This is a genomic window from Halomonas cerina (assembly GCF_014192215.1).
Classification (GTDB): domain Bacteria; phylum Pseudomonadota; class Gammaproteobacteria; order Pseudomonadales; family Halomonadaceae; genus Halomonas; species Halomonas cerina.
Genome location: NZ_JACHXP010000011.1, coordinates 62,160 through 74,592, shown reverse-complemented (window position 1 = coordinate 74,592; position 12,433 = coordinate 62,160). Strand labels below are relative to the sequence as shown.

At 67.6% G+C, this 12,433-nt stretch carries 14 protein-coding genes; 11 read left to right on the top strand and 3 right to left on the bottom strand.

The genetic code is table 11. From position 1 onward, the window contains the following. Positions 1–2: 2 nt before the first annotated feature. From FHR94_RS11950 to coaBC, 3 genes are read right to left on the bottom strand one after another with little or no spacing between them, the layout of a single operon-like run. A complete protein-coding gene (locus FHR94_RS11950; RefSeq protein WP_183325953.1) occupies positions 3–1,400 on the bottom strand; it encodes a phosphomannomutase/phosphoglucomutase in 1,398 nt (465 codons plus the stop codon). A 48-nt stretch (positions 1,401–1,448) separates the two neighbouring features. After that, positions 1,449–1,916: a dUTP diphosphatase gene (gene dut, locus FHR94_RS11945; RefSeq protein ID WP_183325952.1), complete on the bottom strand. Its 468-nt coding sequence runs from the start codon at positions 1,914–1,916 to the stop codon at positions 1,449–1,451. 25 nt (positions 1,917–1,941) lie between these two features. Next, on the bottom strand, positions 1,942–3,207 hold the full coding sequence (gene coaBC / locus FHR94_RS11940) for a bifunctional phosphopantothenoylcysteine decarboxylase/phosphopantothenate--cysteine ligase CoaBC (RefSeq protein ID WP_183325951.1): 1,266 nt from the start codon (positions 3,205–3,207) through the stop codon (positions 1,942–1,944). 132 nt (positions 3,208–3,339) lie between these two features. Here coaBC and radC point away from each other — a divergent pair, with 132 nt between their 5' ends. The 11 genes from radC to FHR94_RS11885 all read left to right on the top strand — a co-directional run bounded on the left by radC (position 3,340) and on the right by FHR94_RS11885 (position 12,415). Continuing rightward, positions 3,340–4,014 carry a RadC family protein gene (gene radC / locus FHR94_RS11935; RefSeq protein ID WP_183325950.1) on the top strand — a complete coding sequence of 225 codons (675 nt, stop codon included), beginning with the start codon at positions 3,340–3,342 and terminating at the stop codon, positions 4,012–4,014. 207 nt (positions 4,015–4,221) lie between these two features. Next, a complete protein-coding gene (gene rpmB, locus FHR94_RS11930; protein WP_126483875.1) occupies positions 4,222–4,458 on the top strand; it encodes a 50S ribosomal protein L28 in 237 nt (78 codons plus the stop codon). Between the two features lie 22 nt (positions 4,459–4,480). Continuing rightward, positions 4,481–4,636: a 50S ribosomal protein L33 gene (gene rpmG, locus FHR94_RS11925; RefSeq protein ID WP_021819788.1), complete on the top strand. Its 156-nt coding sequence runs from the start codon at positions 4,481–4,483 to the stop codon at positions 4,634–4,636. Between the two features lie 90 nt (positions 4,637–4,726). Continuing rightward, the gene (mutM, locus tag FHR94_RS11920) at positions 4,727–5,551 is read left to right on the top strand and encodes a bifunctional DNA-formamidopyrimidine glycosylase/DNA-(apurinic or apyrimidinic site) lyase (RefSeq protein ID WP_183325949.1); all 825 of its coding nucleotides are present in this window, start codon (positions 4,727–4,729) and stop codon (positions 5,549–5,551) included. A 29-nt stretch (positions 5,552–5,580) separates the two neighbouring features. Further along, the gene (locus FHR94_RS11915) at positions 5,581–6,774 is read left to right on the top strand and encodes a class I SAM-dependent rRNA methyltransferase (RefSeq protein WP_183325948.1); all 1,194 of its coding nucleotides are present in this window, start codon (positions 5,581–5,583) and stop codon (positions 6,772–6,774) included. A gap of 78 nt (positions 6,775–6,852) precedes the next feature. Further along, on the top strand, positions 6,853–7,173 hold the full coding sequence (locus FHR94_RS11910; RefSeq protein WP_183325947.1) for a putative signal transducing protein: 321 nt from the start codon (positions 6,853–6,855) through the stop codon (positions 7,171–7,173). Between the two features lie 227 nt (positions 7,174–7,400). Beyond that, positions 7,401–8,516, top strand: coding sequence for an alanine dehydrogenase (gene ald, locus FHR94_RS11905; protein WP_183325946.1), 1,116 nt, complete (start codon positions 7,401–7,403; stop codon positions 8,514–8,516). A 77-nt stretch (positions 8,517–8,593) separates the two neighbouring features. After that, positions 8,594–9,619: a tryptophan--tRNA ligase gene (gene trpS / locus FHR94_RS11900; protein ID WP_183325945.1), complete on the top strand. Its 1,026-nt coding sequence runs from the start codon at positions 8,594–8,596 to the stop codon at positions 9,617–9,619. A 131-nt stretch (positions 9,620–9,750) separates the two neighbouring features. Then, positions 9,751–11,430 carry an NAD-dependent malic enzyme gene (locus tag FHR94_RS11895; protein ID WP_183325944.1) on the top strand — a complete coding sequence of 560 codons (1,680 nt, stop codon included), beginning with the start codon at positions 9,751–9,753 and terminating at the stop codon, positions 11,428–11,430. A gap of 122 nt (positions 11,431–11,552) precedes the next feature. Beyond that, positions 11,553–11,981: a YybH family protein gene (locus FHR94_RS11890; RefSeq protein WP_183325943.1), complete on the top strand. Its 429-nt coding sequence runs from the start codon at positions 11,553–11,555 to the stop codon at positions 11,979–11,981. A 41-nt stretch (positions 11,982–12,022) separates the two neighbouring features. After that, complete coding sequence (locus tag FHR94_RS11885) at positions 12,023–12,415, top strand: cupin domain-containing protein (RefSeq protein WP_183325942.1); 393 nt, start codon at positions 12,023–12,025, stop codon at positions 12,413–12,415. Positions 12,416–12,433 lie beyond the last annotated feature (18 nt).

Sequence of the window (12,433 nt, the reverse complement as noted above, 5' to 3'; positions counted from 1 at the left end):
GGCTAGAGGGCCGCGTTCAATTCCGGGGCCACCTGAGCCAGGGCGTCGGTGAAGCGGGCGCGGATGCGCGCCAGCGCCGCCTCGCTCTTGCCCTCGAAGCGCAGTACCAGCACCGGCGTGGTGTTGGACGCACGGCACAGGCCCCAGCCATCCGGGTAGTCGACGCGGATGCCGTCCAGGGTGGTCCTGATGCCCTCCTCGCCGAAGTCCCCCTTCCGGGCCAGCCGCGCCACCAGGTCGAACTTGGTCTCGTCGGTGACCGTGACGTTGATCTCCGGGGTGCCGATGTCCTGGGGGTAGCGGGCGAAGAAGGCGTCGGCGTCGACCTCTTGCTTCGCCAGGATCTCCAGCAGGCGGGCGGCGCCGTAGAGACCGTCGTCGAAGCCGTACCAGCGCTCTTGGAAGAAGATGTGGCCGCTCATCTCGCCGGCCAGCAGGGCGCCGGTCTCCTTCATGCGGGCCTTGATCAGCGAGTGCCCGGTGCGCCACATCTCCGGCGTCCCGCCGGCTTCCTCGATCACCCGAGTCAGGTTGCCGGTGCATTTGACGTCGAAGATCACCCGGGCGCCGGGGTTGCGCGAGAGCATGTCCTCGGCGAAGGCCATGAGCAGATGATCGGGATAGATCAGCTCGCCTTTGGGCGTGATCACGCCCAGGCGGTCGCCGTCACCGTCGAAGGCCAGGCCGATATCGGCACCGGTCTCTTGGACGGTGCGGATCAGGTCCATGAGGTTCTCGGGCTTGCCGGGATCCGGGTGGTGATGGGGGAAGGTGCCGTCGATCTCCGCAAAGAGCGGGATCGTCTCGGCGCCAAGCCGTTCGACCAGCGCCGGGCCGAGCTCGCCGGCCACGCCGTTGCCGCAGTCGACCACCGCCTTGAGCGGGCGCTTGAGCACGACGTCGCCGAGGATGCGCGCGAGATAGGCGTCGCGCACATCCTCCTGACGCACGCGGCCCTCGCCCACGGCCAGGTCGCCCTCCTTGATCCGGTGGCACAGGGCGGTGATGGCCTCACCGGAGAGGGTCTCGCCGCCCAGCACGATCTTGAAGCCGTTGTAGTCCGGCGGGTTATGGCTGCCGGTCACCATGACACCGGAGGCGGTGCCCTCCAGCGCGTGGGTGGCGAAGTAGAGCACCGGGGTGGGGACCATGCCGATATCGACCACGTCGCAACCGGTCCTGGTCAGGCCACGGGTCAGCGCGGCGAGCAGACGCGGGCCGGAGAGGCGCCCGTCCCGGGCCACCACCACGGTGGCTTCGCCACGCGCGAGCGCCGCGCTGCCGATGGCGCGGCCGATGGCCTCGACACCGGCCTCGGTGAGGGTGTCGTCGACGATGCCGCGAATATCGTAGGCGCGGAAGATGGAGGCCGGCACGGCCGAGTGCTGGTCTTGCGTCATGGTGTCGTCCTTGGTCGAGCAGAGTGGGGGCAGTGGCATCCCCGGGCGTCAGTGACGACCGGAGTGGCCGAAACCGCCCGCACCTCGGTCGCTGGCGGCGAAGTCGTCGACCACCTCGAGCTCGGCCTGCACCACCGGCACCAGCACGTACTGGGCCAGACGCTCGAAAGGCTCGAGGGTGAAGGGCGTGTCGCCACGGTTCCAGACCGAGACCATCAGCTCGCCCTGGTAGTCGGAGTCGATCAGGCCCACCAGGTTGCCGAGCACGATGCCGTGCTTGTGGCCCAGGCCCGAGCGGGGCAGGATCATCCCGGCGAGGCTCGAGTCGGCGATATGGATGGCCAGGCCGGTGCGCACCAACTCGCAGTCGCCGGGGGCAAGCACCAAGGGGGCATCGAGCAGGGCACGCAGGTCCATGCCGGCGGCGCCGGCGGTGGCATAGTGGGGCAGGTAGTCGCGCAGGCGCTCGTCGAGCAGCTTGACGGCGAGGCGGGGGCGATCGGGGAACGTCGGCATCGGGGGCTTCCAGCAGGGTATCGGTTCAGGTCGTGTCGGCGGCGTCGAGGCGTGCCAGGGCCTGGCGGACCACCGCCAGGGCAAGCTCGGACTTGGGTTGGGGCGGCAGGTCGACCTGCCCCACCTCGTCGCCGTCCCGCCACAGCAGCAGGGCGGCATTACGGTCGCTACCAAAGCCGGTCTCGGTGCCGGAGACGTCATTGGCGACGATCATGTCCAGACCCTTGCGGGTGAGCTTGTCCCGGGCATAGGCCTCGAGGTCGCGGGTCTCGGCGGCGAAGCCCACCACATAGGGACGGTCGGGACGGGCGGCGATAGCCGCGATGATGTCGGGGTTCTTCACCAGCCGGAGGATGAGCCCCTCCTCACCCTCGACTTTCTTGATCTTGTGCTCGGCGGCGGCCTCGGCCCGGTAGTCGACCACGGCGGCGCAGCCGATGAACAGGTCGCATTCCCCGGCGAGCCGCTGGGCGACCTCATGCATCTCACGGGCCGTCTCCACGTCGAGGCGTTCCACGCCTTCGGGGGTAGGTAGGGTCACCGGGCCGCTGATCAAACGCACTCGGGCGCCCAGGGCGGCGGCCGCCGCCGCCAGGGCGAAGCCCATCTTGCCGGAGCTGTGGTTGGAGAGGTAGCGCACCGGGTCCAGCGGCTCCCGGGTGGGGCCGGCGGTGATCACCACGGTCAGGCCCTCGGCCTCCCGTGGAGCAGTTGGCGTGGCCGGCGCGGCATCGGGCGCCATAGAGAGCAGCGCATCCATGATCGCCTCAGGCTCGAGCATGCGACCGGGGCCCACGTCGCCACAGGCCTGGTCGCCGTTGTCCGGGCCCAGCAGTCGCCAGCCGTCCTCGGCCAGTCGGCGGGCGTTGCGCTGCGTGGCGGGATGGCCCCACATGGCCTGGTTCATGGCCGGGGCCATCACCTTCTCGGCATCGCTGGCCAGGCACAGGGTGGTGAGCAGGTCGTCGGCCATGCCGGCGGCCAGGCGGGCCATCAGGTCGGCGGTGGCCGGGGCGATAAGCACCAGGTCGGCCCAGCGGGCCAGCTCGATATGCCCCATGCCGGCCTCGGCCTCGGGATCGAGCAGCGAGGTGCGCACCGCCTCGCCGGTCAGAGCCTGCAGCGTCAGGGGCGCGATGAAGGCTTGGGCGCCTTCGGTCATGACCACCCGCACCTCGAAGCCCGCCTGCCTGAGCAGGCGGGCGAGCTGGGCGCTCTTGTAGGCGGCGATGCCGGCGCTGATGCCGAGCAGTATGCGTCGGGTGATCCGGGGGCCGGTCGGTGTCGGCATGGCGGTGTCCGAGTGGAAATCTGGCTGCCTACCTTATCATTCGCCCATGGGCTTGCGTAGCCGTCAGGCCGGTCTCGCGACCAGCGGCTACACTGCTGCCAGGCGCAGGGATGACACGACAGGGAGGCAGGGATGTCGATTCGTGACTGGCCGGAGGGAGAACGGCCGCGAGAGAAGCTGCTCACGCTGGGGGCCGAGGCGCTGTCGGACGCCGAGCTGCTGGCGATCTTCCTGCGAGTGGGGGTGGCGGGGCGCTCGGCGGTGGACCTGTCCCGCGACCTGCTCGCCCGCTTCGGCGGGCTGCGCCAGCTGCTCGAGGCGGAGCAGGCGCAGTTCTGTGCGGCCCGCGGTATGGGCACCGCCAAGTATGTGCAACTGCAGGCGGTGCTCGAGCTGTCGCGGCGCCACCTGGCCAGCCAGCTGGCGCGGGGCGAGGCGCTGACCTCGCCGACGCTGGTGCGGGCCTATCTTTCCAGCCAGTTGCGCCACCTGGGCCATGAGGAGTTCGCCGCGCTGTTCCTCGACAGCCAGCACCGGGTGATCCGTTACGAGTCGCTGTTCCGCGGCACCCTGGACAGTGCCTCGGTCTATCCCCGCGAGGTGGCCCGCCGCGCGTTGGCGCTCGGCGCCGGGGCCGTGATCTTCGCTCACAATCACCCTTCCGGCATCGCCGAGCCCTCTGATGCCGACCGGCGCATCACCGAGCGGCTCAAGGAGGCGCTTGCGCTCTTCGAGATCCGCGTGCTGGATCACTTCGTGGTGGGGGACGGCGAGGTGACCTCGTTCGCCGAGCGGGGCTGGCTATAAGCGTGCCAGCACGGGCTTTTCCCCTCGGCTGACGCGGCGACCTGCCACGGCCCGATGACCTCATCGCTTGCCCGATGGGGCGGTCTCTGGTATAAAGTGCAGCCTTTGAATTCCCTTGGGTCAAATCACGACGGGGTCGCCCCGGTTTGCCCGACAGGTTTTGAACACTCAGGTATAGAACACCTGGCCAAGCGGTTGGAGGCTCTCATGTCCAAAGTATGTCAGGTTACCGGCAAGCGCCCGGTGACTGGTAACAACGTTTCACACTCCCAGCGCAAGACGCGTCGTCGTTTCGTGCCGAATCTGCACAGCCACCGGTTCTGGGTGGAGTCCGAGAAGCGCTTCGTTCGCCTGCGCGTCTCTTCCAAGGGCATGCGCATCATCGACAAGAAGGGCATCGAGGCGGTGCTCAGCGACATTCGCAAGCGCGGCGAAGCCGTCTAAGCGACCCGAAGGGAGAAGACTCATGCGTGACAAGATCAGAATGGTGTCCAGCGCCGGTACCGGCCACTTCTACACCACCGACAAGAACAAGCGAAACACCCCGGACAAGCTCGAAATGAAGAAGTTCGACCCGGTGGTTCGCAAGCACGTGATGTACAAGGAAGCCAAGATCAAGTAACCCTTGGTCGACTTCCGCAGGTGTTCTTGCCTGTCTGACTGAACCCGGCCTCGTGGTCGGGTTCAGGCGTTTAGGAGTCCGAAGGTCGCCATGCCCGAGTTGCCCGAAGTCGAGACTACTCGCCGCGGACTCGCCCCGCATGTGGAGGGGCGCGAGATCAATGAGGTCATCGTGCGCCAGCCCCGCTTGCGGGTGCCGGTCCCCGGGGATCTCGTCGACCGCCTGGTGGGGGCGCGTATCGGGCCCCTGTCGCGCCGCGCCAAGTACCTGCTGCTGCCCGTTGAGGGCGCGGCGCCGGCCACCCTGCTCTGGCACCTGGGTATGTCTGGCAGCTTGCGCATCGCGCGACTCGGCGAGTTCCCCAGGAAGCACGATCATGTTGACCTGGTGCTCGACGACGGGGCGGTCCTGCGCTATCACGACCCGCGTCGCTTCGGCTTCGTCGACTGGCTGGCCGGCAGCGTAGAAGGTGACTCGCGCCTGGCCCGGTTGGGGCCGGAGCCGCTCGCCGAGGCCTTCGACGGCGAGCGACTCTTCGCCCTGTCCCGGCGACGACGCCTGGCCGTGAAGCCCTTCCTGATGGACAGCGCCGTGGTGGTGGGCGTGGGCAACATCTACGCCAGCGAGGCACTGTTCCTGGCCGGCATCGACCCTCGCCGGGCCGCCGGGCGTATCGCGAAAGAGCGCTACCACCGGCTCGCCGCCGCGGTGAAGGAGGTACTGGCCGCCGCCATCACCCAGGGCGGCACCACCCTGCGTGATTTCGTCGGCGGTACCGGCGAGCCGGGCTATTTCAAGCAGCGACTCAATGTCTATGGTCGTCACGGCGAGCCCTGTCGTCGCTGCGGTGGCGAGCTGCGCCTGGTTACGCTCGGCCAGCGGGCCAGTGTGTTCTGTGCCCGCTGCCAGACCTGAACCTTCCCTCCCCAGTGAGACGATTCCTCATGACCCAGCACGCCCTGCGCCTGAAGAAGAACGCCGACCGCCGCCTCAAGGCCGGTCACCTGTGGCTCTACTCCAACGAGATCGACACCGACGCCACCCCGCTCAAGGCGTTCGCGCCCGGTGAGCAGGCGGTGGTGGAGGCCGCCAATGGCAAGGCCATGGGGGTGGCCTATGTCAATCCGCATTCGCTGATCTGCGCGCGGCTGGTGTCCCGGGACCCGAGCCAGAGGCTCGATCGCTCGCTGCTGGTGCACCGTCTGAACCAGGCCCTTGCCCTGCGCCAGCGGCTCTTCGACACTCCCTTCTACCGTCTGGTACATGGCGAGGGGGATCTGCTGCCGGGCCTGATCATCGACCGTTTCGACGATGTCCTGGTGGTGCAGCTCAATACCGCCGGCCTGCAGGCGGTGGCGGCCGAGCTGCTCGATGCCCTGGACAAGGTGCTCGCGCCGCGCGCCGTGGTATTGCGCAACGACACCCGCGGTCGGCGCCAGGAGGGCCTCGAGCCCGGTGTCGAGGTGGTGAAGGGCGAGTTGCCCGAGGTCGTGCTGCTCGAGGAGAACGGGGTGCGCTTCGCTGCCCCGGTGCTCGAGGGTCAGAAGACCGGCTGGTTCTTTGACCACCGGGTCAATCGTGCCTGGTTGAACGGCTTGGTGGCCGGCAAGCGGGTACTGGACCTGTTCAGCTACGTGGGCGGCTGGGGCGTGCAGGCCGCCGCTCATGGTGCCCGCGAGGTGCTGTGTGTGGACGCCAGCGCCAAGGCCCTGGCGCGCGTCGCCGAGAATGCGGCGCTCAACGGCCTGCATGAGCAGGTGGCAGTGGGCGAGGGCGATGCCTTCGAGGCCCTCGCCGCGCTCAAGGCCGACGGCGAGCAGTTCGACGTGGTGATCCTCGATCCGCCGGCCTTCATCAAGAAGCGCAAGGACATCCCTGCCGGCGAGCGGGCCTACGCCAAGCTCAACCGCGAGGCCATGCGTCTGCTGGGCCGTGACGGTCTGCTGCTCTCGGCGTCCTGCTCCATGCACCTCGCGCCGGAGCGGCTGGTGGACACGGTGCGCGGAGCGGCCCGTCACCAGGACCGCCACGCCCAGCTTCTCTTCCAGGGACATCAGGGGCCGGACCATCCGGTCCACCCGGCGATTCCCGAGACGTCCTACCTCAAGGCGCTGGGCGTGCGCGTGTTCCGCGACTAGGAAGGGGCACGGTGGCGTTCGGCTTCACCGCGTCGAGTCTGGCGCATCGGGCCGGCGCTCGCCCCTGTCTCGACAGTGATGAGAGAATTCGACTTCGTTCGCGTCTTCGCCCACTCGAATCCGCTGCTGGTCAGCCATGTCGCCAATCTGCTGGAGGTGGCCGGCGTGCCGGTCGAGCGGCGCAACCTGACCCTCGGCGGGGGCGCCGGGGAGTTGCCTCCGGGGGAGTGCGAGCCCGAGGTCTGGGTGGCGCCGCACAACCGGCAGCGGGCCGAGCGGCTGATCCGCGAGGCCCTGGCCGACGATGACCCGCGGCCGGCTTGGACCTGCCCCGGCTGCGGTGAGCGCCTCGAGGCGGTCTTCGACACCTGCTGGCAGTGCGGTCACTCGCGGCCATGAGCGGCGCCACCTGCCTGCGAAATATCGCCCGACGCCGGTCGATGCGTCGCCGCCAGCCTGACGTCTTTCCGTTTGATGCCGTTGATTCGGTTGGATGCTCGGTATGTCGGCGGACATGTCTGATATGTTTTTGTTTTCCTTCCGTGATCTCATCGTGAATATTCTGTTGTGCTGTAATGAGGAAACGAGCCGATCTCATCCCATCACCAGGCACCGGAGGACTTCCCATGAAGATCGCCGTTCCTAAGGAAATCAAGAACCATGAATACCGCGTCGCCCTGACCCCCAGCGGCGCCCGCGAGCTGGTCGACCGTGGCCATGTGGTGACCGTCCAGACCGGCGCCGGCGAGGGAGCCGGCTTCGGCGATGCCGACTACGAGGCCGCCGGCGCCCGCCTCGAGGCTGACGTGGCCAAGGTCTGGAGCGGGGCCGAGCTGATCCTCAAGGTCAAGGAGCCCCAGGCCAATGAAGTCGCCAGCCTGTCGGCCGGCCAGACCCTGTTCACCTACCTGCACCTGGCCGCCGAGGAGACCCTCACCCGCGGCCTGATGGACAGCGGTGCCACCTGCATCGCCTACGAGACCATCACGGACCGCCAGGGGGGGTTGCCGCTGCTGGCCCCGATGAGCACCGTGGCCGGTCGCATGGCCGTCCAGGCCGGCGCCCACAGCCTGGAGAAGGCCCAGGGCGGGGGGGGCGTGCTGCTGCCCGGTGTTCCCGGGGTGGCCCCGGCGAGGGTGGCCGTGATCGGCGGCGGCGTGGTCGGCGAGAACGCCGCCCGCATGGCGCTGGGCCTCGGAGCCGAGGTCACGGTACTGGACAAGTCGATTCCGCGCCTCGAGACCCTGGATGATCGCTACCAGGGCCGCATGAAGACCGTCTTTTCCACCGCCGATGTCCTCGAGACGGTCGTGCGCGAGTCCGACCTGATCATCGGCGCCGTGCTGGTGCCCGGTGCCGCGGCGCCCAAGCTGATCACCCGGGCCATGCTCGCCGAGATGAAGCCCGGCAGCGTGCTGGTGGACGTGGCCATCGACCAGGGCGGCTGCTTCGAGACCAGCAAGCCCACTACCCATGCCGAGCCGACCTATGTGGTGGACGGCGTGGTGCACTATTGCGTGGCCAATATGCCGGGGGCTGTGGCGCGTACCTCTACCCAGGCCCTGACCAACGCCACCCTGCCCTTCGTGAAAGCGCTTGCCAATAAGGGCTGGCAGCAGGCGCTGGCCGACGATCCGCATTTCGCCGCCGGTCTCAACGTCCACGACGGCCAGGTGACCTACGCCGCGGTGGCCGAGGCCTTCGGCCTAGAGTATGTCGAGCCGGCCAGCCTGTTGGGCTGAGGGGGTGGCCCCGGTCGCCTTGATCGGGGCCTCGCGTTACCATAGCGGCCATTTCCGAACCGCAGAGTCCGCTTTCCATGAGTGCAGCTTCCGAGAAGATCCGCGTTCTCACCGGCATCACCACCACCGGCACGCCCCACCTAGGCAACTACGTGGGGGCCATCCAGCCCGCCATCGCGGCGAGTCAGGACCCGAGCGTCCAGTCCTACTATTTCCTCGCCGACCTGCATGCGCTGATCAAGTGCCAGGATCCTCGACAGGTGCAGGCATCCCGCCTGGAGATCGCCGCTACCTGGCTGGCACTGGGGCTGGATGCCGACAACGCCATCTTCTACCGCCAGTCGGACATCCCCGAGATCCCTGAGCTCACCTGGATGCTCTCCTGCGTCTGTGCCAAGGGTCTGATGAACCGTGCCCACGCCTACAAGGCGGCGGTGGCCGAGAATGAGGCCGCCGGCAACCTAGACCCGGATAAGGGCATCACCATGGGGCTGTTCGGCTACCCGGTGCTGATGGCCGCGGACATCCTGATGTTCAATGCCCAGCGCGTGCCGGTGGGGCGCGACCAGATCCAGCATATCGAGATGGCTCGCGACATGGCCGGGCGCTTCAACCACCTCTACAAGGGCGACTACTTCACCCTGCCCGACGCGGTGGTGGACGAGCGGGTCCAGGTGCTGGGCGGTCTCGATGGACGTAAGATGTCCAAGAGCTACCACAACACCATCCCACTGTTCGTCTCCGAGAAGAAGCTGCTCAAGTTGGTGCGCAAGATCAAGACCAACTCGCTGGAGCCCGGCGAGCCCAAGGACCCGGAGACCTGCACCCTGTTCCAGATCTTCTCGGCCTTCGCCACCCCCGAGGAGACCGCGACCATGCGCACCGAGTATGCAAATGGCATCGGCTGGGGCGAGGTCAAGAACCGCCTCTTCGAGTATCTCAACGAGCATCTGCGTGAGCCCCGCGAGCGCTATCAGGCATTGATGGAGGATCCGGGACACATCGAGGCGGTGCTGCTGAAGGGCGCCGAGCGGGCCCGTGCCGAGGCCGCCCCCGTCATGGATCGTCTGCGTCAGACCGTCGGGCTCGGCCGCTTCATCTGACCGCCCCGGAGCCCTCTCGAGGGGAAAGCGCCCCGGCCGGGGCGCTGGCGTTTCCGGCATGGTAGAGTGACTGGCGAGGCGCCGGGAGGGCGCCCAAGGCCCGGATTCCAGTCACCCGATCGAGGCGAGAGATGACCACCGAACACAAGCGTCCCCTCTACATTCCCTATGCCGGCCCCCCCTTGCTCGAGATGCCCCTGCTCAACAAGGGCAGCGCCTTTACCCGCGAGGAGCGCCTGGAGTTCAACCTGATCGGCCTGCTGCCGCAGAACGTGGAGACCATCGAGGAGCAGGTCGAGCGTGCTTATCGCCAGTACCGCCAGTGCCAGAACGACCTGGACCGCCATATCTACCTGCGGGCCATCCAGGACGACAACGAGACCCTCTATTACCGGCTGGTCGAGGAGCACCTCGAGGAGATGCTGCCGATCATCTATACCCCCACGGTGGGCAAGGCCTGCGAGGAGTTCTCCAACATCTACCGCAACCACCGCGGGCTGTTCATCGCCTATCCCGACCGCGACCGCATGGACGATATCCTGCGCAGCGCCACCAAGGACAAGGTCAAGGTGATCGTGGTCACCGACGGCGAACGCATCCTGGGACTCGGCGACCAGGGCATCGGCGGCATGGGCATCCCCATCGGCAAGCTGGCGCTCTATACCGCCTGTGGCGGCATCAGTCCGGCCTACACCCTGCCGGTCATGCTCGATGTGGGCACCAACAACCAGGCGTTGCTGGACGATCCGATGTACATGGGGTGGCGCCATCCCCGGGTCTCCCAGGAGGAGTACGATGCCTTCATGGCGGAGTTCATCGCCGCGGTGAAGCGCCGCTGGCCCCACGTCCTGCTGCAGTTCGAGGACTTCGCCCAAGCCAATGCCATGCCGCTGCTGGAGCGCTATCGTAACGAACTGTGCTGCTTCAACGACGACGTCCAGGGCACCGCCGCGGTGGTGGTCGGCACCCTGATGGCGGCCTGCCAGGCGCGTGGCGAGACCGTGGCCGACCAGCGGGTCGTGTTCGTGGGGGCCGGTTCCGCGGGTTGCGGTATCGCCGAACAGGTGGTGGTGGCCATGCAGGCCGAGGGGCTGGCCGAGCGGGAGGCGCGCGCGCGGGTCTACATGGTGGATCGCGAGGGGCTCGTCACCTCGGATCAGACCTGGCTGCAAAACTTCCAGCGGCGCCTGGCTCACGATCCCGAGATCACGGCGGGCTGGGAGGGCCAGTCGCTGCGGGAGGTGGTGCGCCGGGTCGGGCCCACGGTGCTGATCGGTGTCTGCGGCATGCCGGGCATCTTCACCGAGGAGGTGATTCGCGCCATGCATGCCGGCTGCGAGAACCCGGTGGTGATGCCGCTCTCCAACCCCACCTCCCGGGCCGAGGCGGTGCCGGAGGACGTGATCCGCTGGACCGATGGGGCCGCGCTGGTGGCCACCGGCAGCCCCTTTCCGCCGGTGGAGCATGAGGGCCGCCGTATCCCCATTGCCCAATGCAACAACGCCTACATCTTCCCGGGCATCGGCCTGGGTGTGGTCGCAAGCGATGCTCGCCGGGTCACCGATGCCATGCTGATGGCGGCCTCCCGGTCGCTGGCCCGGGAGGCACCGCTGGTCAAGGAAGGCGTCGGCTCGCTGCTGCCGTCGCTCTCCCAGATCCGCGAGCTCTCCAAAGCGATCGCCTTCGACGTGGCCGGCCAGGCCCAAGGGGAGGGTGTGGCGCTCAAGACCAACGGCATCAAGCTGCGCCAGGCCATCGAGCGCAACAGCTGGTGGCCGGAATACCGGCGCTACCGGCGTCGCTCGTTCTGAGCCGCTAACATCCCCCTGAAAGGCCCCGTCGGCCCCCGGCGGGGCCTGCATGTTTCCAGCGCATCAACCCGGCCGCTGGTCTAAGCTGATTCTCGGGGAAGCCGAGGGTAGGAGACATTGCCATGTCGACAGAAGATGATGTTCAAGCCATATCGCGCCGGTTCTATGCGGCCCTGAATCGCATGGCCAACGGTGATGCCGCGGCGATGGAAGAGGTCTGGTCGCACGGTGAGGCGGTGACCGCCATGCATCCGATCGGTGATCGCCAGATCGGCTGGGGGGCGGTCAGAGAGTCTTTCGAGGCGTTTGCTCGAGTGGCCTCGGAGGGGCAGATCGAACTGAAGGATCGTCTTGTGCGCATCGAGGGTAATATGGCCTACGAGGTGGGACTCGAGTCCGGCACTTTCAAGCTGGCGGGGGAGGCGGTTACGTTCGAGCACCGGGTCACCAACATCTATCGGCGAGTCGAGGAGGCTTGGGAGGTGGTGCATCATCATGCGGATCTTTCCCCGGCGATCCTGGAGGTGCTCGATCGCCTTCGCGCCGCGTGATTAGGGAAGGCGGGGCCGCTCCGCGTCTCCGGAGGTGAACCATGCCAGAAGCAACCGTCCAGGGCATCCGTCCCGATGTCGAAGTGATGACGCGGCAGCGCCTGCCCTACTTCGTCGGCATCTCGGGGCAGACCGTGGGTGCCACGGGGCTGTCCATGCACCTGGTGGTCATCCCACCGGGCGGGCGTGCCGACCCGCACCTTCATGTCGGCTACGAAACCGGCATCTATGTGCTGGAGGGTCGGGTATGCACGCGCTGGGGAACGTCGCTCGAGAACGAGACGATCAGCGAGACGGGGGATTTCCTGTTCATCCCGCCGGGAGTGCCCCACGAGGCCATTAACCTCAGCGACACGGCGCCGGCCCGGGCGGTCGTCGCCCGTAACGACCCGGCGGAACAGGACAAGGTCGAGCCTTTTGACCCCGGGCGCTAGTGTCGCCCGAAGGCCGTG

Bases quoted from the DNA above. Each gene is read 5' to 3' on its own strand.
- FHR94_RS11950 (WP_183325953.1), bottom strand. From the start codon at position 1,400: ATGACGCAAGACCAGCACTCGGCCGTGCCGGCCTCCATCTTCCGCGCC.
- dut (WP_183325952.1), bottom strand. From the start codon at position 1,916: ATGCCGACGTTCCCCGATCGCCCCCGCCTCGCCGTCAAGCTGCTCGAC.
- coaBC (WP_183325951.1), bottom strand. From the start codon at position 3,207: ATGCCGACACCGACCGGCCCCCGGATCACCCGACGCATACTGCTCGGC.
- radC (WP_183325950.1), top strand. From the start codon at position 3,340: ATGTCGATTCGTGACTGGCCGGAGGGAGAACGGCCGCGAGAGAAGCTG.
- rpmB (WP_126483875.1), top strand. From the start codon at position 4,222: ATGTCCAAAGTATGTCAGGTTACCGGCAAGCGCCCGGTGACTGGTAAC.
- rpmG (WP_021819788.1), top strand. From the start codon at position 4,481: ATGCGTGACAAGATCAGAATGGTGTCCAGCGCCGGTACCGGCCACTTC.
- mutM (WP_183325949.1), top strand. From the start codon at position 4,727: ATGCCCGAGTTGCCCGAAGTCGAGACTACTCGCCGCGGACTCGCCCCG.
- FHR94_RS11915 (WP_183325948.1), top strand. From the start codon at position 5,581: ATGACCCAGCACGCCCTGCGCCTGAAGAAGAACGCCGACCGCCGCCTC.
- FHR94_RS11910 (WP_183325947.1), top strand. From the start codon at position 6,853: ATGAGAGAATTCGACTTCGTTCGCGTCTTCGCCCACTCGAATCCGCTG.
- ald (WP_183325946.1), top strand. From the start codon at position 7,401: ATGAAGATCGCCGTTCCTAAGGAAATCAAGAACCATGAATACCGCGTC.
- trpS (WP_183325945.1), top strand. From the start codon at position 8,594: ATGAGTGCAGCTTCCGAGAAGATCCGCGTTCTCACCGGCATCACCACC.
- FHR94_RS11895 (WP_183325944.1), top strand. From the start codon at position 9,751: ATGACCACCGAACACAAGCGTCCCCTCTACATTCCCTATGCCGGCCCC.
- FHR94_RS11890 (WP_183325943.1), top strand. From the start codon at position 11,553: ATGTCGACAGAAGATGATGTTCAAGCCATATCGCGCCGGTTCTATGCG.
- FHR94_RS11885 (WP_183325942.1), top strand. From the start codon at position 12,023: ATGCCAGAAGCAACCGTCCAGGGCATCCGTCCCGATGTCGAAGTGATG.